Origin of the sequence: Sphingomonas sp. PvP055 (assembly GCF_040546365.1) — a bacterium.
Classification (GTDB): Bacteria; Pseudomonadota; Alphaproteobacteria; order Sphingomonadales; family Sphingomonadaceae; genus Sphingomonas; species Sphingomonas echinoides_A.
The window spans coordinates 356,371-377,450 of the sequence record NZ_JBEPNS010000001.1 but is presented as its reverse complement, the minus strand read 5'-3'; the positions used below and the strand labels follow the sequence as shown (position 1 = coordinate 377,450).

Below are 21,080 nucleotides of genomic sequence, written 5' to 3'. Positions count from 1 at the left end.
GTGTCAACCGGTCTGCGCATCACCGTTCAAACACGGGTGTTTGCATCGCTTGCTGCAACGTCGTGGCTGCGCTAGCGTTATCCCAAGCACCGAACGGCGCGCGCATCCGCGCGCACCGCGACGGCAGAACAAAATAAGCGAGTTTTAACGGCATGGGGGACGTTCCGCCCGATATGCCGGTCCGGCAGGCCCATCCTGCCCGTTCGGCGCCGATCCACGGCCGCGAGGTCCGTGGCAAGCCAGCCAACGGCCGGAAGCCCGGCGTCGGTCGTCCTGAAAAGCAGGCATCCCGCGGTCGGGACAGCCGCCATTTCGCGGCGCTGGACCTTGGCACCAACAATTGCCGATTGTTGATCGCACGGCCGCAAGGCGAAGGCTTCGCCGTGGTCGATGCGTTCTCGCGAATCGTCCGGCTGGGCGAAGGGCTGGCGAAATCGGGACGGCTGAGCGATGCGGCGATCGACCGCACGATCGTCGCGCTCAAGATCTGTGCCGAGAAGCTCAAGCGGCGCAACGTCACCTTGTCGCGCGCCGTGGCGACCGAAGCCTGCCGTCGCGCGGAGAACGGCGCGGAGTTCATCGCGCGGGCCTATGCGGAAACGGGCATCCTGCTCGATATCATCACCGCCGAAGAAGAGGCCCGGCTCGCGGTACTCGGCTGTCACACGCTGATCGAGCCGGGCGAGGATCCCGCCTTGGTGTTCGATATCGGCGGCGGTTCGACCGAGCTGGTGCTGGTCGACACGCGTGGCGAGGTTCCGCACGTGCTCGATTGGCATAGCGCGCCGTGGGGCGTGGTCTCGCTGACCGAAAGCGCCGGACACGGCCCGCCCGGTGCGGACGGTGGCGCAGACGGTCGCGCCGCGGCCTATGCGCAAATGCGATCCTTGGTGGCGAACAGCATGGCGAGCTTCGCGGCCCGCCTGCCGCGCGGGATCGCGGTGCCGCGCTTGCTTGGAACGTCCGGTACCGTGACGACGCTCGCAAGCGTTCACCTCGGGCTGACCCATTACGATCGCTCGCAAGTCGACGGGCTGATCGTCCCGGCCGCGGCGATGCGGCGGATCAGCCTCGACCTTTCGAGCAAGGATCTGAACGAACGCGCGCAGTTGCCATGCATCGGCACCGAACGCGCCGACCTAGTGGTTGCGGGCTGCGCGATCCTCGAGACGATTCTCGATTTATGGCCCGCCGAACGGTTGGGCATCGCCGACCGGGGTATTCGCGAGGGCATCTTGCGCCGATTGATGGAGAGTTCTTCGTGAGCAGAGACGGCGGCGGACTTCGCGTCCGCGTGAAGACCGCGCGCAAGCGCACCGCGCAATCGACGCGCTGGCTCGAACGCCAGCTCAACGACCCCTATGTAAAGCGTGCCAAGGCGGACGGCTTCCGCAGCCGGGCTGCGTACAAACTATCCGAGCTCGACGAGCGGTTCGATTTTCTGAAGGGCAAGCGCCACGTGGTCGATCTCGGCCTCGCGCCAGGCGGCTGGGCGCAGGTCGTCCGCCGTCAGGTGCCCAAGGCCGCGATCGTCGGGATCGATTTGCTCCCGGTCGATCCGATCGAGGGGGTGGAGATCCTCCAGCTCGACTTCATGGACGACGTCGCGCCCGAGCGGCTGATGGCGGCGCTGGGTGGCGCACCCGATCTCGTGCTGTCGGACATGGCGGCGAACACCGTCGGCCATCCACAGACCGATGCGCTGCGGACGATGGGGCTGGTCGAGGCGGCGCTGGAGTTCGCGATCGACGTGTTGCAGCCGGGTGGCGCGTTCGTCGGCAAGGTGTTCGCCGGCGGCGCGGATACCGCGCTGGTCGCGGAAATGAAGCGCAACTTCACCACCGTGAAGCACGCGAAGCCACCGGCGAGCCGCAAGGCGTCGTCCGAATGGTATGTCGTGGCGCAGGGGTTCAAGGGGCGGAAGGTCGCGGAGTAGCCGCGGCCGTTTGGTTGCGGCGTCGATGATCACCCGGAATGCAGCATCCGGGGCAAAGGCCCTTCGACTGCGCTCAGGGCGAACGGGTGGCGGAAGCCACCACATCCGTTCGGGCTGAGCGAAGTTGAAGCCCCCGGCGCAACGCCGGGGCCGACCTCAGCCCGAAACGAAAGCCTCAGCCCTCGTAGTCAGCACCCAGATTCTGGTTGCGCGGCGGTGCAGCGGCGGTGAGGCGAAGCGCCTCGGCCGATGCCGACAGGCTGCCGACGGCATCCGCTTCGTCCTCGTCGTCGACCTGGACGCGCTGGAGACCGTTGATGACCGACTCCTTCAGATGCGCCGGGCGCACGCGCTCTTCCGCGATTTCGCGCAGCGCGACGACCGGGTTCTTGTCGCGGTCGCGATCGACGGTGAGGTCGGCACCACCCGAAATGGCCCGCGCACGCTGCGCGGCGAACAGGACGAGATCGAACCGGTTGGGGATCTTGTCGACGCAATCTTCGACAGTGACGCGCGCCATGAATGGCTTCCTTCGCAAACGACGGTATTCGGAAAGATGATCCCCTAGGCGGCAACCCTGCTTGAGTCAAGAAAATCGCCCGCGGGCGGGGCTTGCGTCCCTTGCGGCGCGCAGCGCGAGGCGGCATCACCCGCTGCGATGACCGAACCCGCCCCCCAGCCGAGCTTCACCGTGGCGGGCAACCAGTTGACGATGCTCGATACCGGGCCACGCCGGCTGGAGGCACTGATCGGGCTGATCGATGGCGCGCGGCGCTCGCTGCGGGTGATCTTCTACATCTATGTCGACGACGACGCGGGCGAAGCGGTCCGCGCCGCGCTGCTGCGCGCGGCGGCGCGGGGCGTGGCGGTGTCGCTGATCGTCGACGGGCTCGGCAGCGAGGCGGCGGCGGCGCACGACTTCTTCACCCCGATGCGCGACGGCGGGGTCGAGGTGTGTCGCTTCGTTCCGCGCTGGGGCCGGCGCTATCTACTGCGCAATCACCAGAAGCTCGCGCTCGCGGACGGCGAGACCGCTAGCCCGCGCGCGATCATCGGCGGGTTCAACGTCCAGGACAGTTATTTCGGCACCCCCGCCGAACAGGCGTGGCGTGATCTCGGGCTGATCGTCGAAGGACCGGCAGCGCAGCGGATCACCGGCTATTTCGACGTGCTCGCGCGCTGGGCGGGACAACCCAAGCCACCGCTGCGGACGCTGCGCCGCGCATTGTCGCGGTGGAGTGAGCCGCAGGGCACCGTGCGCTGGCTGTTCGGCGGGCCGACGCGGCGGCTGTCGCCGTGGGCGCGCGCGGTGAAGCGCGACTTGCGCATTGCGACCCAGGTCGACCTGATCACGGCCTATTTCGCGCCCAATCCGGGAATGTTGCGGCGGCTCGACAAGGTGGGGATGCGCGGGCGCGTGCGGATCGTGCTGGCGTCGAAGAATGATCACGGTGCCGCGATCTGGGCGTCGCGCTTCACCTATGCCGGGCTGCTGCGCAAGCGCGTGAAAATTTACGAATATCAGCCGACCAAATTGCACACCAAGCTCTTCTTGATCGGCGACGTCGTCTATATCGGCTCGGCCAATTACGACATCCGCAGCCTGTTCCTCAATCTCGAGATGATGCTGCGGATCGAGGACCATGCCTTCGCCGCGCACGTCCGCCGCTATGTCGATGGCGAGGTCGCCAATTCCGAAGCGATCACGCAGGATCTCTACAAGGCGCGCACCAGCCCGTGGATGCGAGTGAAACAAGCCGCCGCGTTCTTCGTGATGACCGTGCTCGACTATAATATAACCAAGCGCCTCAATTTCGGACCCGAGCAATGAAGACCGCCGCCAGATCGCGAGGACGGATCGACCGCGAGTTCGGCTTGCTGTTCGTCGTCATGCTGACGATCGCGGCGGGGAACACCGCGTTGCAATCGGTGCTCCCCGCGCTCGGGCGGTCGCTGCGCGTGCCCGACAGCGCGGTGGCGGCGGCGTTCTCGGTTTCCGCCTTGTTGTGGGTGATCGCCGCACCGTTCTGGGCACGACGGTCCGACCGGCACGGGCGGCGCGCGATGATCCTGCTAGGGGTCGGCGGGTTCTGCGTGTCGCTGCTGGTGTGCGGGGTGTTCCTTGCCGCGGGGATCAACGGCTGGATCGGCGGGACGACCGCGTTCGTCTGCTTCATCCTCGGGCGGCTGATCTATGGCACCTTCGGTTCGGCTGCGCCGCCCGCGGTCCAGGCGCTGGTCGCGGGCAATACGACCCGTGCCGAGCGAACCAAGGCGCTGACGTTGCTCGGGTCGGCGTTCGGGCTCGGGACGATCCTCGGGCCGACGATCGCGCCGTTCCTCGTGCTTGGGACGATCGCCGGGGTCGAGATCGGGCTGTCCGGCCCCGCCTTCCTGTTCGCGCTGTTCGGGCTGGGCGTGTGGGTCGCGGTGCGACGATTGCTCCCCAACGATCTGCATCCGGATCGGGCGACGCACGGCGCGGCCAACGCCTATCCCTCGATCGGCGGGCAAAGCGGCGGCGCCAGCATCGTCGCTGCGATCGAGCCGACGGTCGAGCAGCATGCCGAACAGGTCGGGTATCGCGACCCGCGGATCCGGGCGTGGCTGATCGCGGGACTGGTTTCGGGCCATGGCCAGGCGATGACTGGGCAAGCGATTGGGTTTCTGGTGATCGACCGGTTGCACCTCGCACCTGCCGAGGCGCTCCAGCCGACCGGGATCGTGCTGATGATCGGCGCGCTTGCGGCGCTGCTGGTGCAATGGGGGATCATCCCCAATCTTGATCTACGCCCGCGCGCGATGATGCTGGTCGGGCTGGCGATCGCGGCGGTCGGCTGCGCGCTGACCGGGGTTGCGACGTCGCTCTATACGATCGCCTGCGCCTATGCGCTCGCGTCGGTCGGGTTCGGATTCACCCGGCCTGCCTTCACCGCGGGCGCATCGCTCGCGGTCGGACACGATGCGCAGGGGTCGGTCGCGGGCAAGGTGACGTCGGTCAACGGCGCGGCGTTCGTGCTCGGGCCGTCGATCGGCGTCGGCCTATACGAGGCGCAGCATGCGCTGCCGTATCTGGTCGCGGGCGCAGCGATGATGGCACTGTTCGGCTATGCCTGGGTGCGATTGCGCGAGCAATGATCCTCCCCTCCCTGGAAGGGAGGGGATCGAGGGGTGGGTCCACCCGTTATCGAACGCTCCGTCCGACCGTGGGCCAACCCACCCCCAACCCAGTGTCGGGTCGATGATGCCCCCGGCATCATCTGGACAGCGCGGGGCGCTGTCCACCCGACACTCTTTTCAGGGAGGGGAGTAGGAGGGTTAGCGCGCTTCTTCCTTTGCACGCGGCGGGAAGGCGAAGCCGATCGGCTGTAGCGCGGTCGCATCCTGTTTCAGCCGCGCCGACATCGCCTCATATTCGCGTTCGAGCTCGGGCGTCACCGATGCCCGCGAATCGCCAAGCGCGGTTTCGAAATGCGCCATGGTGACGTGGTTGACCGTCATCGATTCGCGCAAAGCCGCAAGCCCCGCGCGGCGCACCACGTCCTCGAGATCCGCGCCGGTGAAGCGATCGGTCCGCCCCGCCACAACGTCGAGATCGACGTCATCGGCCAGCGGCATCTTGCCGGTCTGGATCGTCAGGATGCGCTTGCGCCCTGCCCGGTCCGGCACGCCGACATAGACCAGTTCGTCGAACCGGCCCGGACGAAGCAACGCCGGGTCGATCAGATTGGGCCGGTTGGTCGCGCCGATCACGACGACCGACTGGAGTTCCTCCAGCCCGTCCATCTCCGCGAGGATCGTGTTGACCACCCGCTCGGTCACCTGTGGTTCACCCCCGCCACTGCCGCGCGCAGGGACCAGCGAATCGAGCTCGTCAATGAAGATGACGCACGGCGCCACCTGTCGCGCGCGCGCAAACAGCTTGGCGATCTGCTGTTCGCTCTCGCCATACCATTTGCTCAGCAGGTCGGACGATTTGGTCGCGATGAAGTTCGCCTGCGCCTCGCGTGCGACCGCCTTGGCGAGCAGCGTCTTGCCCGTGCCCGGCGGGCCATACAGCAGGAAGCCCTTCGCCGGTCGAATCCCCAGGCGTCGGAACGCCTCGGGGTTCTTGAGCGGAAGCTCGACGCCTTCCTTGAGCCGCATCTGCGCCGAATCGAGCCCGCCGACATCGTCCCAGCGGACGCGCGGAGCCTCGACCATCACTTCGCGCATCGCGCTCGGCTGGACGCGCTTCAGTGCATCGAGGAAATCCTCGCGCGTCACCGCCAGCGTATCGAGCACCTCGGGCGGAATCGTGCCTTCGGACAGGTTGAGCCGCGGCATCAGCTTGCGCACCGCCTCGATCGCCGCCTCGCGCGCGAGTGCCGCGAGGTCGGCGCCGACGAAGCCATAGGTCGTCCGCGCGAGTTCACCGAGATCGACCTTGTCGCCTAGCGGCATGCCGCGCGTGTGAATGCCGAGGATCTCGCGCCGTCCACGCTCGTCAGGCACGCCCACGACGATCTCGCGATCGAACCGACCCGGACGCCGCAGCGCCTCATCGATCGCCTCGGGGCGGTTGGTCGCGGCGATCACGACGACGTTGGCGCGCGCTTCCAGCCCGTCCATCAGCGTCAGCAACTGCGCGACGAGGCGCTTCTCCGCCTCGCCCGACACCTGCCCGCGCTTGGGCGCGATCGAGTCGATCTCGTCGATGAACACGATCGACGGCGCCGCCTTGGCGGCTTCCTCGAACACCTGCCGCAGCTTGCCTTCGGATTCGCCGTACGCCGAGCCCATGATCTCTGGGCCGTTGATCAGGAAGAATTCGGCCGCGGATTCGTTGGCGACCGCGCGCGCAAGACGAGTCTTGCCGGTTCCGGGTGGCCCGTGCAGCAACACGCCCTTGGGCGGATCGACGCCCAATCGCTGGAACAGCTCGGGATAGCGCAGCGGCAGCTCAACCATCTCGCGGAGCTGGTCGATCGTCGGACCCATCCCGCCGATGTCGTCATAGGTGACGTCGGCGCGGCGCGCTTCCTTCGGCTCCTCATATTCGGGGCGAAGCTCGATCTCGGTCGTCTCGTCGACATGCACCACGCCCTTGGGCACGGTCGAAATCACCGCGAGGCGAATCTCTTGCAGCGCATAAGCGGGCGCGCGCAGCATGTTCTGGACACCCGGCGGCATGTTGTCGACGCGTTGCTGCCCTGCGGTAGCGACGACGTCACCCTGGCACAACGGCCGCCCGAAGAAGGTCCGCTTGAGCGCATTGGAAGACCCCTGCAAACGGAGGTTCTGTTGTGCAGGTGCGAACACGACGCGAGTCGCAGCCTTCGACTCGACCTTGCGCAGTTCGACGAAGTCGCCCGACCCGACTCCAGCATTTGCACGCTGGAGGCCATCAATCCGGATGATCTCGAGTCCCTCGTCCTCGACATAGGGTGCAACCGCGCGCGCCGGCGTGGTCGACTTGCCGACGATTTCGATGACGTCGCCTTCGCCAATGCCAAGGGCCGCGAGCATCGACCGCGGAACATGCGCAAGACCACGCCCGCTATCTTCGGCGCGCGCGTTGGCGACCTGTAATTTCCGAACAGGCGCATCGACTTCCGCCATCATCTTTCCTTTGCGAGACCCGCTGTTGAGCGCGCAAGATAGGAAGTCGGTTCCGCGAATGCGAGACGACGCTCGGGGGGCGGTCGGAGGACAACAGACAAAAAAAGGGCCGACCCCGAGGGATCGGCCTTGAAAGTTTTAGGAGAGGATGCCTGAAAGGCACCGTCTAAATGCACCGCGGCAGATTATGTTGCAAGTGCGAAAGGATTGGTCGCGATTGCGCTTTCTGCAATCAACCTTATCTATTGCATGTGTAACGCGTCGCCCCCCTGCATCGCCCGACGGGATGGTGCGTCGCACCATTTATAGAAGAAGAGGCATCCGATATGCGGCGCCTGCCACCACTGACCGCGATCGAGGCTTTCGTGCAGGTCGCACGGACCGGATCGATCAAGGCCGCCTCGCAGGAACTCGCGCTGTCGCCGCCGGCGCTCAGCCGTCGCATCCAGGCGCTCGAACGCTTCATCGGCCGTCCCTTGTTCGAACGTCGCCATCAGGCGGTCGTGCTCAACGCGGACGGCGACCGGCTGCTCCAGCAAATCGCCCCTGCGCTCGACCAATTGTCGGATGCGGTCGAAGTGATGACGAGCAATACCGATGTTGTGCGGCTGCGGCTCGGTATCCTGCCGCTCTACGCGTCACAACGGTTGTTTCCTCGACTCGGGGAATTGCGGACGCGTCATCCCGAGCTGCATCTCGATATCGATACGAGCACGCACAACATCTCGCGCCTGGGCGAGGGTCTCGACGCGGTGATTGCGCTGGCGCGCGACATTGATCCAGCGCTGTATTCCCGACGGCTCGATCGGAACCAGGTCTATGTCATTGGGGCGAAGGCGTTGATCGAAGGACCCGACCCCGTCGTCCGGCCGGACCAGCTCTCCGGGCTGACTGCGCTCGTCCATCGCGAAATGCCCGATACGTTCAGCGCATGGCGCGCCGCAGCGGGGCTGACCGATCTCGAGCCGCTCGCGGTCGACCATTTCGATTCGGGCGCGTTGATGCTGGAAGCGGCAGCCCAGGGTCTGGGCATCGCGTTCATGCACGAAAGCCATTTCGCCGAGGCAAAGGACCCGCGGATCGTGCGGTTGTTCGATATCTCGGTGGAGAGTCCGTACAGCTATTGGTTCGCGTGCCGCCCGCGGGCGTTGACGCAAAAGCCGGTGAAGCTGTTCCACGACTGGCTGATCGCAACGATCGCCGATCCCAGCGTGTAAGTTAAGCCCCTCCCCTTCAGGGGAGGGGTTGGGGGTGGGGAAGTGCCTCGCAGAGAGTTACGCACTGCTGGACTGCCCCACCCCAACCCCTCCCCCAAGGGGGAGGGGCTAAGACAAGCAGATTAAGCAGCCGTCGCCTTCAGGATCTTACCCGGCTCACGCGGCGGCTCGCCCTTCGGCAGCGCATCGATATGCTCCATGCCCGACGTCACCTGACCCCATACGGTGTACTGACCGTCGAGGAAGCGCGCGTCGTCGAAGCAGATGAAGAACTGGCTGTTCGCCGAGTTCGGGTCGTTAGTGCGCGCCATCGACGCGACGCCACGGACATGCGGCTCCTTCGAGAATTCGGCCGGGAGGTTGGGCTTGTCCGAGCCGTGCATGCCGGTGCCGGTGGGGTCGCCGCCCTGCGCCATGAAGCCGGGGATGACGCGGTGGAACACGACGCCGTCATAGAAGCCGTCGTTCGCCAGCTCGGCGACACGTGCGACATGCTGCGGCGCGAGATCGCCGCGCAGCTTGATCACGACATCGCCGCCATCGAGGGTCAGCGTCAGGGTTTCGGGAAGATCGGCCATGTTGGGCTCCTGAAATGGGAATGACGCTGCCGTAGCGATGCAGCGTCGGAGAGGCAAATCGCCACCGATTGGCTTTGTTCCCATATCGGGCTAGAGCGCACCCCCGGCGGGCAACAGGAGGTCCATGATGAGCGAGACCGAGCTCCTTCCCGAAAACGACGGCGCGCAACTCGACGAGGACGATCGGCTCAAGCCCGAATTCGTCCGCGCGGTGCTCGACGCGGTCGAGGCGGGCGATGCCGAGGGCGCGCGCGCGCTGGTCGAGCCGCTCCATCCCGCCGACATCGCCGATCTGTTCGAGCTGACCCCGGCGGATTGCCGCGCGGCGCTGGCGAGCGCGATCACCGACCTGCTCGACGGCGACGTGTTCGCCGAAATGAACGATTACGTCCGCGAGGATCTGATCGATTCGCTCTCGGCGAGCCAGGTCGCGGATATCGCGTCTGAACTCGACACCGACGACGCGGTCGCGATCATCGAGGACATGGAGCCCGCCGACCAGCGCGAGGTGCTCCGCGCGCTCGACCCCGACGATCGCGCCGCGATCGAGGAGGCGCTGAGCTACCCCGAGGAATCCGCCGGCCGCCTGATGCAGCGCGAGTTGATCGCGGTGCCCGAACATTGGCGCGTCGGCGACGTGCTCGATTATCTGCGCACGCACGATGCGCTGACGACCGATTTCTGGGAAATCTTCGTGGTCGACCCGGCGCACAAGCCGATCGGCACGGTCGCTTTGTCGTGGATCCTGCGGACCCCGCGCGGGATTGCGATTGGCGACGTGATGCAGCGCGAACAGACGCTGATCCCGGTCGACATGGACCAGGAAGAAGTCGCACTGCGCTTCCAGAAATATGCGCTGATCTCGGCGGCGGTGGTCGATACCGGCGGTCGGCTGGTCGGGATGATCACGGTCGATGACATCGTCCACATCATTTCCGAAGAGGCGGGCGAGGATATCCTCCGCCTGTCGGGCGCGGGCGATGGCGACATCAACGAACCGATCCTGCTGACGGTGCGGACGCGAATCACCTGGCTGGTGGTCAACCTCGGCACCGCGATGATCGCCGCGTCGGTGGTCGGCGCGTTCCAGGGCGAGATCGCACGCTTTGCGTTGCTCGCGGTGCTGATGCCGATCGTGTCGGGGATGGGCGGCAATGCGGGAACGCAGACGCTCGCGGTCGTCGTGCGCGCGCTGGCGACCAACCAGCTGACGAGTTCCAACACCGCGCGGATGATCCTCCGCGAATTCCGCATCGCCGCCGCCAACGGCGCGATGCTCGGCGCGCTGGTCGGCAGCGGAACCTATCTGGCGTTCGGCAATGTCGGGCTGGCGATCGTGATCGCGATGGCGATGGTGATCAACAACCTGATCGCTGGGCTCGCGGGCGTGTTGGTGCCGGTGTCGCTGGAGCGCGCCGGAGTCGATCCCGCGGTATCGTCGGCGGTGTTCGTCACGACGATGACCGATGTGATGGGTTTCTTGTCGTTTCTGGGGCTTGCGACGCTGTGGGGGCTTGGCGCCTGACCCTGCCGCGCCCAAATCCACGCTTATGTTGCATTTGACCAAGGTTGCGTTCGGCGCGACGAGCCTCGAACACCTCGCCGAACGCCTGAAGCAACGCGCCGCCGACGGACCGGTGTTCCTCACCACGCGCTATCTGCCCAAACGCCACGAGGAAATCGTCGGTGCGGACGGCAAGGGCGGGTCGCTGTACTGGATCATCAAGCACACACTGGTCGCGCGCTCGCCGATCCTCGGGTTCGGCGAGGCGGAGGGCGGGCGAGTCGCGATCCACATCGACCCCGCGCTGGTGCTGACCGAAGGCCGCCCAAAGCGCGCGCACCAGGGGTGGCGCTATCTCGAAGCCGGCGATGCACCTGCCGATCTTGGCGGGGACGTGGTGGTGGGGGATGCGATGCCGGCGGCGCTGATTGGCAAGCTCGCGGCGCTGGGGCTGATCTGACGAAGGTTTTACGGCGCCTCCCCCTTACGGCGCCGCGTCCACCCCGCATCGAATTGGCCCGCTCGCCGCGCGCGAAACCCGGCACGTCGGCTTGCCGTAGATCGTCACCGCACCCAACCCCGTGCTCGTCGCATCGGCGGTGTAGCGCGCGGTCGCGGTGATCGTCCCTGATCCGTCGAGCCGCACCGTCAGCGCGTCGCTCCGCAGCGCGGCGGCGTCGATCCCCCCCGTCCCGCTGGTCAGCAACCGCACGCGCCCCCCACGCCCGCCAAGCGTCATCGCGCCCGATCCGAGCAGCGTCGCGGTGACTTCGTCCGCATCGAGCGCAGGTGCCGCGATCGATCCACTCCCGGTCACCTGCAGGTCGACCCGCTGCGCGCGGAACGGACCGGCCACCACCAGCCGCCCCCCGCCGACGACGGTCGCGCCGCGCAGCATCGGCACCCCCAGCCGAAGGACGAGCGGTTGCGCGCCGCCGCGCCGCGGGACTTCCGCCCAGCCGCGGCTTCCTGCGCGGACGACCAAAGTGCGCCCCTCGACCCGGATGTCGAGCGCGTCGCTCGCGTCCGCCGAACCGTCCGCGTGCGCCGAGGGCGGTGCGCGGGTCGTCAGCGCGACGTCGAACGGCCCGTCTATGCGAACTCGATCGAAATCGGTGACGACGTAGGACCTGCCGGGTGCCGCCAATCCGGCGACGGGCGAAAAAAGCAGCAGCAGCGCAAGCAGGCGAATGGCGGTCATCCCCCAGGCATCGCCGCGATCACGCGATCACGCAAGGCGTCGGGTCGCAAAGACGATCAGCCGCCGCAGCGGACCTCACCCGATCCGGCCTTGCTGATCGTGCAGCGTGCCGGTCGGCCCAGGTCGATATCACCCGATCCCGTGACCGAGCCGGTTGCCGCGCCGCTCACGTCAAGCCGCAGGCCGCCCGATCCGGCGACCGACACCACGGCGTCGCGCACCTTCAACCCGCGCCCGGCAATCTCGCCCGAACCGCTGACCTTGGCCGCGATGCGGTCGATGCTGCCCTTCGCCGCAATGGTCCCCGAGCCGCGGGTCGCCAGCACTGCCTGGCTGGTCGCGAGCGCCGCGATCTGAAGATTGCCCGACCCGGTCGTCGCGGCGGTAAAGCTGCTGCCTTCGACCCGGTCGATCGTCATGGTGCCCGATCCGCCGATCTCGGCCGCGACGATTTGCGGCATCGTCACGAAGACCTTGACCCCGCGCGTACTGACCCAGCCGATCACGAGCCGCGGCTTGCGGTCGATCCGCAGCGTCTCGCCGTCGCGGACGATCCGTAATTGCGCCAGGTCGCTGGCGGGGCCTTGCGCGCGGACCGAAAAGCCGGTCCCGACGCGAACGTCGACATCGTCCGATCCGCCAAGCGCAATCGCACGGAAGTCGCTAAGGGCAAAAGTACGCGTCGTTGTGGAGCCGGCCGGCTCGGCCGCATCGCTGGTGCCGGAACACCCGGCAAGCGCCAGGACGGCGATCAAAGACAGACTGCGCATACCTATCTCCTGTGTATTGCCGTGTTAGTACACCATATATCGTTTGGCGCAACCCGCGTCGGACGGGTTCCGTTGACCGCCGCTCCCGTCATGCTGACCTTGTTTCGGGCTCCACATCGCAATGGGCGCGGACCGCCAGCGCGACGCGGTGGGACTTCGAAACGCATGCAGGATGACGCTGCAAATACACCGACGAACCACGCAGACGGGCGTTGTTCGCTTCGCCAGTCTAACGGCAGGAGAGGTCTCCCGCAAACGCCGCTCCACCCCAAACAAAAGGGGGCGACCGTCGCCGGCCGCCCCTCTTCAAACCACGGTATTCGCAAAGAACCTTAGGCCGGAGCCTTGTCCTTGTTGTGGATAGCCGCCGCCTTGCGCAAAATCTCGAGGATCTTTTCCTGCGCGGTCGGCTCGTCGACCTGCTCCATCGCGGCGAGTTCGCGCGCGAGGCGGCTGGTCGCGCCTTCGAAGATCTGCCGCTCGGAATAGCTCTGCTCGGGCTGGTCGTCGGCACGGAACAGGTCGCGGACCACTTCGGCGATCGACACTAGGTCGCCCGAATTGATCTTGGCTTCATATTCCTGCGCACGGCGCGACCACATGGTGCGCTTGACGCGCGGCTTGCCGGTCAGCGTTTCGAGGGCCTCGCGCAGCGTCTTGTCGCTGGAAAGCTTGCGCATCCCGACGCTTTCCGCCTTGTTGGTCGGTACGCGCAGCGTCATGCGCTCTTTTTCGAACCGCAGAACATAGAGTTCGAGCTGCATCCCGGCGATTTCCTGCCGCTGGAGCTCGATTACACGGCCAACGCCGTGCTTTGGGTAAACGACATAATCGCCGACGTCGAAGGACAGCGCCTTGGCAGCCATTCCGTTGGACCTTTCTGTGGACCGGGTATCCCGGTGCAACGCACTTCTCGCAGCAAAGCTGCATCAGCGCACGCAAGGGTGATGGGTTGGTACGTCTCCGTGCCGAGTGGCGCCGCAGGCACCGCTCGTCGTCACCCTTTTAACACAGTCGCAATAAAATTACCAGACAAAGGTCGCGCCACGCGTCGCGCGGGCACGCTTACGCGTGCGCCGACCTGGGAATACCGGTTGAGCGACCGATCAATCGCCTGCGCCCGGCTCCGCCGAGAAGAAATTTGTCGTACTTGCCGGTCTCGCCCTTGTGCTCGTCCGCGTCGGCAGGCGTCTGGTTCGCCTTGCGCGTGACGTTGGGCCACTGGCTCGAGAAAGTCGTGTTGAGTTCGAGCCATGGCTCAAGACCGCTTTCCGTATCGGGCAGAATCGCTTCGGCGGGGCATTCTGGCTCGCACACGCCGCAATCGATGCATTCGCTGGGGTTGATCACCAGCATGTTCTCGCCCTCGTAGAAGCAGTCGACCGGGCACACCTCGACGCAGTCCATGTACTTGCACTTGATGCAGGCATCGGTGACGACGTAGGTCATTAGGTAACTCCCGGAGCAACGAACCCGACGCTGCTATGCCCGAGCGCCCGCCCCGTCAATGATTGCAGTGCCTGTTCGGTCATTTTCGATCAGGTCGGTATAGCAGGCGCGGCCCGCGTCGGGCGGACCGCGGCGTTCGGGAAGGCATTCGACGCGGATCGCGCGCACTCTGCCCGATGGCGTGACGAAAGCGAGCACGCTGCCCACCCGCACCGCCGCGGCGGGCCGATCGACCGCGCGTCCATCGATCCGCAACCGCCCGCTGGCGGCCATTCCCTGCGCGATGCTGCGCGTCTTTACGATCCGGGCGAACCAGAGGAAACAATCGAGCCGCATGCTCGGGCCGCGGGGGAAGGCTTCAGCCATGCACCGCCAGATCGGCGAGCGCCGCAAAGGCCGTGCCGCGTGGCGCGGCGACGGGACGAACGGTAGGCAGGCCGCGCCATACCCAGCGCTGCGTCGGGTCATTCGCAGCGGCAGGCGCCGGGCGGAAGCCGAACCCGGCCATCAGTTTCTCGATCGTCGGCGGGGTCAGCCCCATCGACAGCGCAAGTGCTGGATCGAGCGCGAACGGCTGGCGCCCCGCCGCCCCGCGCGCATCGTGCGCCGCGCGCGCGATCCGTTCGATCAGGTCGACTCGCACAGCCTGCGCCGCAATCGGGCGATACCCGTCCGCGAGCGTCGCGCCGACGACACCGCGCAGCAGCACGCTCGCGCCCTCACGTGGTCCCTCCGCCACCATCCCCCCGTTGCGGATCGCGAACAACGCGCGCCGCCACCGTGCGGCGGCGGGCTTGAGCAAGCGCGGGTCGAACAGGTCGAGCGCGCCGATCGTCACCCCCGCGCGGCGGAACGCCTTGCGCGCGACGCCGTCGAGCGTGTCGAGGACTGCGGCGACATCGCTCCGCGCGACCATCCCGCCCCCCGCGACCAGCGCCGCCGCGACCGCGCGCGACGCGGGGCTCGCGGCAGGATCGCGCTGGACCGTGTCGAGCAATATCGGCCCCGGGAGCGCCCGCGCGACCGCCTCGCCGAACCAGGTCCGCAGCCGTTGCTCGATCTTCGCCCGCAGCGCGACGTCGAGGCAGTCGAGCGCGCGATCCAGCACGATGCGTGGGCGCACCAGACTCTGCCCGGGCGCAAAGGTGGCAACGGTAAAGCCGCGCCACAGCAGCACGGGCACCTCCCCCGCCTCGGTGCGGAGCGACAGGTCGGCCTCCGCCGCCTCGGCCAGCGCGAGCCCGCGTTTGCCGCGTTCGTCGCCCAATCGCCGCTCCGCCGCCGCCAGCAGCATCCTTTTGTCGTTCGCCCGCGCATCCGCAGCAACAGTGAAGCGGAAACCGTCGAGCCGCCCGATCGCGTGGTCCTCGACCATCACTTCGCCCTCGGGACCGATCGTGACCGGCAGCATCCGTGGATCCGCGCCGATCTGCCGCATCAGGAGCGTGGTGCGCTTGTCGACGAAGCGCTGCGTCAGGCTCGCATGCAGCGCATCCGACAGGCGTTCCTCGACCGCGCTCGCGCGTTCGGCCCAATGCGCCGGATCGGCCAACCAATCCTTGCGGTTGGCGATATACGCCCAGCTGCGCGCCGCCGCGATCTTGCCCGCAAGCGTCTCGACATCGCCAACCACAGTGTCGAGCCGTGCCAGTTCCGCCGCGAACCAAGCGTGCGGGATATGCCCCTGCCCTTCGCTCAAATGCCCGAACACGCGCGCGACGAAGCGGGTATGCGGATCGACGCCGAGCTTGCGGAAATCGGGAAGCCCGCACGCCGCCCATAGCCGCGCGACCATCGCCGGATGCCGTGTCCGCGCGCGCACCCAGTCTTCCTCCGCCATCCGCTTGAGCACCGCGAGATCGACCGATTGCGGCGCTGCGCGCAGCCTGCGGTTGTCGGGCTTGGCCTCCAGGCTCGCGATCAGCGCGTCGACGCTCGCAAAATCGGGTTCGCCCTGGCGCCAGTAGAGATGCTCGAGCGGCGGGAAACGGTGTTCCTCGATCGCAAGCACTTCCTCGGGCGCGAACGCACCCGGCCCTTCCTCGACCAGCGCGCCGAACGTCCCGTCGCGCTGATGCCGCCCGGCCCGCCCCGCGATCTGCGCCATCTCGGCGACGGTCAGACGGCGCTGGCGATGGCCGTCGAACTTGTTGAGACTGGCGAAGGCGACATGGTTGACGTCCATGTTGAGGCCCCATCCCGATCGCGTCGGTCGCGACCAGATAATCGACCTCGCCCGCCTGGAACATCGCGACCTGTGCGTTGCGGGTGCGCGGGGACAGCGCGCCCATCACCACCGCAGCACCCCCGCGCAGGCGCCGCAGCATCTCGGCAACCGCGTACACTTCCTCCGCGCTGAATGCGACGATCGCGGAGCGCTTCGGAAGGCGGCTGATCTTCTTCGCGCCGGCATAGCTGAGCGTCGAGAAGCGCGGGCGGTTGATGATCTCGACTCCGGGGACCAGCGCCTTCAGCATCGGACGCAGCGCTTCGGACCCGAGCAGCATCGTCTCCTCGCGGCCACGGGCGCGCAGGATGCGGTCGGTGAAGACGTGACCCCGTTCCAAATCGCCGCCAAGTTGCGCTTCATCGACGCCAACGAATGCTAAATCGCGGTCAACTGGCATCGATTCGGCGGTACATAGGAACCATCTTGCGTCTTTTGGGACGATCTTTTCCTCGCCGGTAATCAAGGCGACGCGGTTCTCGCCCTTGATCTTGACGACCCGGTCATAGACTTCGCGCGCCAACAAACGCAGCGGAAAGCCGATCATGCCGCTGGAATGGCCGCACATCCGCTCGACCGCGAGATGCGTCTTGCCGGTGTTGGTCGGCCCGAGCACCGCAGTGACGGCGCTGTCGTGGTGGCGTTGCATGACCCAGCCAACATCGCGTCCCCAAGCACGATGCGCAACCACCCAGCACGCGAAAAATCACCCCACGATCATGGGATAGCGCCATCTGGGGGACCGCGTTCAAACCGCCGTCGTGCGCCTCGAACGGTTGGCCGCATCGACTGCGATCGTCGGCGGCAGTTAATTTGACTTTAGCACTTGCTCGGCACAGTCCTCTGGCCCGACGCTGCGGGGCGGGATCAGGCAGCGCATCACGGATTTCGGGGGCGAACCAGCCTTGTTTGTACCTACTGCGCACGGCATTGAAAACGCAGGCGGCACTAGCGCGCTGTCCTTCGGGCGGGCGATCGCGCCGATGCCACAGTCCGGCCGGGTCGAACGGCTGCGCGCCGCCGCCGCGCAGGTCGACTGGGTACCGGATTTAGGAACGCGGATTGGCTCGCGCGACTGGTGGCGCGGTGCCGCGACCTGCGCCGCGTTGTGCGTCACAGCCTTCGCCATCGCTCCGCCACTCACCACCCCACTACTGAGCCAGACCGCCGCGCCGATGATCGGCACCGACCGCGAGGAAGCGCGCGCGCAGATGATCGCGCCGCTTGCCTGGGGGGCGGATACCGGGCGGCACATGGCGTCGAACGATCTCGTCCGCCCGCTTGCGGAAGCGCCCGAACGCCCGATCGAACAACGCACCGCCACCGTCGGCCACGGCGACAGCCTGGGTGACATGCTGCAGCGTGCCGGCCTGTCCGAACGCGACGCGCAGGATACGGTCGCGCTCGTCGCGACGACGGTGCCGCTCGACACGCTGAAGCCCGGCACGCAGATTCCGATGACACTCGGTCGCCGCCCCAATCGCAGCGTGGCGCGCCCGCTCGAGGCGTTGTCCCTGCGCGCGCGGTTCGATCTCGCGCTCGATGTCAAACGCGTCGGCGACCGGTTGGTGATGGAGCGCCACGCGATCGCGGTCGACGATACGCCGCTGCGGATCACTGGAACCGTCGGGTCGAGTCTTTACCGCTCGGCGCGCGCGGCGGGCGTCCCCATCCGCGCCGTGGAGAGCTACATCAAGGCGATCGCGAGCAAGGTCGCGGTTGGACAGATCGATTCGAACGACACCTACGACTTGATTGTCGAGCGCCAGCGCGCCGCGACTGGCGAGACGCAACTCGGGAAGTTGCTGTTCGCGGGGCTCGGCCACGCCGGACGCAAGACGCAGCTGGTCCAGTGGAACGACGGCACCTGGTATGAAGCATCGGGACAAGCCGAACGGCAGGGCCAGTTCACGATGCCGGTGTCGATGGCGCGCGTGACCTCCAGCTTCGGGATGCGCTTCCATCCGCTGCTGGGCTTCTCGCGCATGCACAAAGGGATCGACATCGGCACCGCCACCGGCACGCCGATCCACGCCCCCGCCGACGGGGTCGTAGCGTTCGCCGGGCGGAGCGGCGGGTATGGCAATTTCCTCAAGATGGCACACGGCGGCGCGATCGTGACGTGCTACGGCCACTTGAGCCGGTTCGCAGTGCGCGCCGGTCAGCGCGTATCGCGGGGGCAGGTGATCGCCTATTCTGGCAACAGCGGGCTGTCGACCGGACCGCATCTTCACTGGGAAGTGTTGCGGAACGGCGTCGCGGTCAACCCACGCGGCTTCTCCTTCTCCAGCGTTGCAACACTGTCGGGCGAGCAGATGCGAGCGTTCCGTGCCAAGGTTTCAGGATTGCTCGCGGTAAAACCCGGCGCATAGCGCACCGAAGCGTCCGCCGGCGGGGTCACACCAGCCGCGTACCGTCGATTTCCAGATCTGGCATCGTGGCGACGGGGAGGGCCCCATCCAGCGGGATGGACCGACGTTCGCAAAACCCCTCGACCGACGCGATCCAGAATTGATGGACGATCTTCTCCGCGAGATCGATCACCCAATATTCCGGGATGCCGTGTCGTGCGTACAGCGCCAGCTTTGCGCCAAGATCGTTGGCGAGCGTGGAATCCGACACCTCGATCACCAGGGCGACATGTTCGATCCGAAAGTAATCCCGTTCCATCGGTGCATTGACGACGGCGACGTCTGGCTCGGGCAGGTTGTACGGCGGCAGCGCCAGCGTCGGCTCGACCACTGCGCAGAAGCGCGATCCCGCCGCCTCCAGCGCAGCTTGCAACCGATACATGAGCTGACTCTTGACGAAGGTATGCAGACGGAATTCTGCGCTCATTCCGACGATCATCCCCTCGATCAACTCGACCTTTTTAAAATCGGCGAACGCGCCCGCGCGATCGAGCACCTCGAAGTCCTCGATCCGGAGCTTGACCGGACGCGGCACGTTCACGGGGATCGTCATGTTCATGGCGCAAACAGCATAGCATTTGCGCTTGCCCCCCTAAAGCGGCAAACGCTGGCGCATGACCGACATCGCTTTCCGCATCGCCGCCCAAGAGTCCAAAGCCTGGCCCTATGAGGAAGCGCGCAAACTCCTCAAGCGGTATCCCGACGGCAAGCCCGGTGGCGCCCCCGTCATCTTCGAAACGGGCTACGGTCCCTCGGGGCTCCCGCATATCGGCACATTCAACGAAGTGCTGCGCACGACCATGGTGCGCCACGCATTCCAGACGCTGTCGGATGCGCCGACCCGGCTGATCGAATTCAGCGACGACATGGACGGGTTGCGCAAGGTCCCCGACAACGTTCCCAACCAGGCGATGCTGACCGAGCATCTCGGCAAGCCGCTCAGCCGCATTCCCGATCCGTTCGAAAAGTTCGAGAGTTTCGCCGCGCACAACAATGCGATGCTGCGCGATTTCCTCGATCGGTTCGGTTTCGAATATGAATTCATCTCCTCCGCCTCGCAATATGAAGCCGGGGTGTTCGACGATGCGCTGAAGGGCGTGCTGCGCAATTATGCCGCGATCATGGGTGTGATGCTCCCGACGCTGCGCAAGGAACGCGCCGCGACCTATTCGCCGATCCTGCCGATCAGCCCCAAGACCGGCGTCGTGCTCCAGGTTCCGGTCGAGGTCGTCAATGTCGAGGAGGGCACGATCCGCTTCACCGACAGCGACGGCGAGGTGCTGGTGCAATCGATCCTCGGCGGTCACGCCAAGCTGCAATGGAAGGTCGACTGGGCGATGCGCTGGGTCGCTTTGGGCGTCGATTACGAGATGTACGGCAAGGATTTGATCGACAGTGGCGTGCAATCGGGCAAGATCGCGCGCGTGCTCGGCGGCCGCCCGCCCGAAGGGTTGATCTACGAGATGTTCCTCGACGAAAAGGGCGAGAAGATCTCGAAGTCGAAGGGCAATGGCCTGACGCTCGAGCAGTGGCTCGATTACGGCACGCAGGAGAGTCTGTCCTTCTTCGCCTACCGCGAACCCAAGAAGGCCAAGCAACTCCACGTCGGGGTCATCCCACGCGCGGTGGACGACTATTTCGACTTCCGCGGGAAATATGCAGCGCTTCCGGTCGAGCAGAAGCTCGGCAATCCGGTGCACCACATCCATGACGGCGCGGTGCCGGGGACGACCCCGCCGGTGACGTTCGGGCTGTTGCTCAACCTCGTCGGCGTGCTCGGCGCAGGGGCGACGGCGGAGCAGGTGCGCGGCTATCTGAGCAACTACGTCGAAGGCGACATTCCGCCGGAGCTCGACGCGCTGATCGGCCATGCGCTCGCGTACAACCGCGATTTCGTCGCGCCGACGCTCCAGCGGCGCAAGCCCGTGGGGATCGAGGTCGCCGCGCTCGAACGGCTCGATCGCGATCTCGCCGCAGCACCCGCGGATGCCTCGGCAGTCGACTTGCAGAACGTCGTCTATGCGATCGGTAACGAGGGCGGGTTCGATCCGCTGCGCAGCTGGTTCGGCGCCTTGTACGAAACGCTGCTCGGGTCTTCGCAAGGGCCGCGGATGGGCAGCTTCATCGCGCTTTACGGGATCGACAACACCCGCACACTGATCGCCGAGGCGCTCGCAGACTGAGGG

General features: G+C 66.4%; 17 protein-coding genes and 2 pseudogenes. 9 read left to right on the top strand and 10 right to left on the bottom strand.

Annotated features, from left to right (window positions below; translation table 11 throughout):
• The first annotated feature begins 173 nt into the window (after positions 1-173).
• Both ABIC16_RS01885 and ABIC16_RS01880 read left to right on the top strand, forming a co-directional pair.
• On the top strand, positions 174-1,265 hold the full coding sequence (locus ABIC16_RS01885) for a Ppx/GppA phosphatase family protein (RefSeq protein ID WP_502958336.1): 1,092 nt from the start codon (positions 174-176) through the stop codon (positions 1,263-1,265).
• Positions 1,262-1,936, top strand: coding sequence for an RlmE family RNA methyltransferase (locus ABIC16_RS01880; protein WP_277970603.1), 675 nt, complete (start codon positions 1,262-1,264; stop codon positions 1,934-1,936). The genes ABIC16_RS01885 and ABIC16_RS01880 overlap by 4 nt, the downstream gene beginning before the upstream one ends.
• Before the next feature lie 175 nt (positions 1,937-2,111).
• Here ABIC16_RS01880 and rpoZ read toward each other — a convergent pair whose 3' ends face one another.
• Complete coding sequence (rpoZ, locus tag ABIC16_RS01875; protein WP_010161409.1) at positions 2,112-2,456, bottom strand: DNA-directed RNA polymerase subunit omega; 345 nt, start codon at positions 2,454-2,456, stop codon at positions 2,112-2,114.
• 138 nt (positions 2,457-2,594) lie between these two features.
• On the opposite strand from rpoZ, the gene ABIC16_RS01870 reads away from it, so the two are divergent.
• Both ABIC16_RS01870 and ABIC16_RS01865 read left to right on the top strand, forming a co-directional pair.
• A complete protein-coding gene (locus ABIC16_RS01870; RefSeq protein WP_354289831.1) occupies positions 2,595-3,767 on the top strand; it encodes a phospholipase D-like domain-containing protein in 1,173 nt (390 codons plus the stop codon).
• Complete coding sequence (locus ABIC16_RS01865) at positions 3,764-5,074, top strand: MFS transporter (protein WP_354289830.1); 1,311 nt, start codon at positions 3,764-3,766, stop codon at positions 5,072-5,074. The genes ABIC16_RS01870 and ABIC16_RS01865 overlap by 4 nt, the downstream gene beginning before the upstream one ends.
• Before the next feature lie 180 nt (positions 5,075-5,254).
• Here the strand turns inward: ABIC16_RS01865 and ABIC16_RS01860 are convergent, their stop codons facing one another.
• Entirely contained in the window at positions 5,255-7,537 is a 2,283-nt protein-coding gene (locus tag ABIC16_RS01860) for a CDC48 family AAA ATPase (protein WP_354289829.1), read from the bottom strand.
• 326 nt (positions 7,538-7,863) lie between these two features.
• Between ABIC16_RS01860 and ABIC16_RS01855 the strand changes: the two genes are divergently transcribed.
• A complete protein-coding gene (locus ABIC16_RS01855) occupies positions 7,864-8,754 on the top strand; it encodes a LysR substrate-binding domain-containing protein (protein WP_277970607.1) in 891 nt (296 codons plus the stop codon).
• Between the two features lie 122 nt (positions 8,755-8,876).
• Here the strand turns inward: ABIC16_RS01855 and ABIC16_RS01850 are convergent, their stop codons facing one another.
• Positions 8,877-9,332: a peptidylprolyl isomerase gene (locus tag ABIC16_RS01850; protein ID WP_242138131.1), complete on the bottom strand. Its 456-nt coding sequence runs from the start codon at positions 9,330-9,332 to the stop codon at positions 8,877-8,879.
• Between the two features lie 127 nt (positions 9,333-9,459).
• Here ABIC16_RS01850 and mgtE point away from each other — a divergent pair, with 127 nt between their 5' ends.
• Positions 9,460-10,857, top strand: a complete 1,398-nt coding sequence (gene mgtE / locus ABIC16_RS01845; protein ID WP_354289828.1) for a magnesium transporter — start codon at positions 9,460-9,462, stop codon at positions 10,855-10,857.
• Positions 10,858-10,882: 25 nt separating this feature from the next.
• Positions 10,883-11,296 (top strand): DUF1489 family protein, encoded by a 414-nt coding sequence (locus ABIC16_RS01840; RefSeq protein ID WP_354289827.1) that lies wholly within the window; start codon positions 10,883-10,885, stop codon positions 11,294-11,296.
• A gap of 24 nt (positions 11,297-11,320) precedes the next feature.
• Here the strand turns inward: ABIC16_RS01840 and ABIC16_RS01835 are convergent, their stop codons facing one another.
• The 6 genes and pseudogenes from ABIC16_RS01835 to ABIC16_RS01810 form a co-directional block, all read right to left on the bottom strand.
• Positions 11,321-12,037, bottom strand: a complete 717-nt coding sequence (locus tag ABIC16_RS01835) for a head GIN domain-containing protein (protein WP_354289826.1) — start codon at positions 12,035-12,037, stop codon at positions 11,321-11,323.
• A gap of 56 nt (positions 12,038-12,093) precedes the next feature.
• Positions 12,094-12,807, bottom strand: coding sequence for a head GIN domain-containing protein (locus tag ABIC16_RS01830; RefSeq protein ID WP_354289825.1), 714 nt, complete (start codon positions 12,805-12,807; stop codon positions 12,094-12,096).
• Positions 12,808-13,139: 332 nt separating this feature from the next.
• On the bottom strand, positions 13,140-13,673 hold the full coding sequence (locus ABIC16_RS01825; protein WP_010161421.1) for a CarD family transcriptional regulator: 534 nt from the start codon (positions 13,671-13,673) through the stop codon (positions 13,140-13,142).
• Positions 13,674-13,913: 240 nt separating this feature from the next.
• Positions 13,914-14,256, bottom strand: a pseudogene (fdxA, locus tag ABIC16_RS01820) (ferredoxin FdxA).
• Between the two features lie 33 nt (positions 14,257-14,289).
• The gene (locus ABIC16_RS01815; protein WP_354289824.1) at positions 14,290-14,622 is read right to left on the bottom strand and encodes a S4 domain-containing protein; all 333 of its coding nucleotides are present in this window, start codon (positions 14,620-14,622) and stop codon (positions 14,290-14,292) included.
• Positions 14,615-17,132 (bottom strand): annotated as a pseudogene (locus ABIC16_RS01810) (helicase-related protein). Before ABIC16_RS01810 ends, ABIC16_RS01815 begins: the two are co-directional and overlap by 8 nt.
• A 256-nt stretch (positions 17,133-17,388) precedes the next feature.
• On the opposite strand from ABIC16_RS01810, the gene ABIC16_RS01805 reads away from it, so the two are divergent.
• The gene (locus tag ABIC16_RS01805) at positions 17,389-18,855 is read left to right on the top strand and encodes a M23 family metallopeptidase (RefSeq protein ID WP_502958276.1); all 1,467 of its coding nucleotides are present in this window, start codon (positions 17,389-17,391) and stop codon (positions 18,853-18,855) included.
• 25 nt (positions 18,856-18,880) lie between these two features.
• Here ABIC16_RS01805 and ABIC16_RS01800 read toward each other — a convergent pair whose 3' ends face one another.
• Entirely contained in the window at positions 18,881-19,447 is a 567-nt protein-coding gene (locus ABIC16_RS01800) for a Uma2 family endonuclease (protein WP_277969768.1), read from the bottom strand.
• A gap of 61 nt (positions 19,448-19,508) precedes the next feature.
• Here ABIC16_RS01800 and ABIC16_RS01795 point away from each other — a divergent pair, with 61 nt between their 5' ends.
• On the top strand, positions 19,509-21,077 hold the full coding sequence (locus ABIC16_RS01795) for a lysine--tRNA ligase (protein ID WP_354289822.1): 1,569 nt from the start codon (positions 19,509-19,511) through the stop codon (positions 21,075-21,077).
• Positions 21,078-21,080 lie beyond the last annotated feature (3 nt).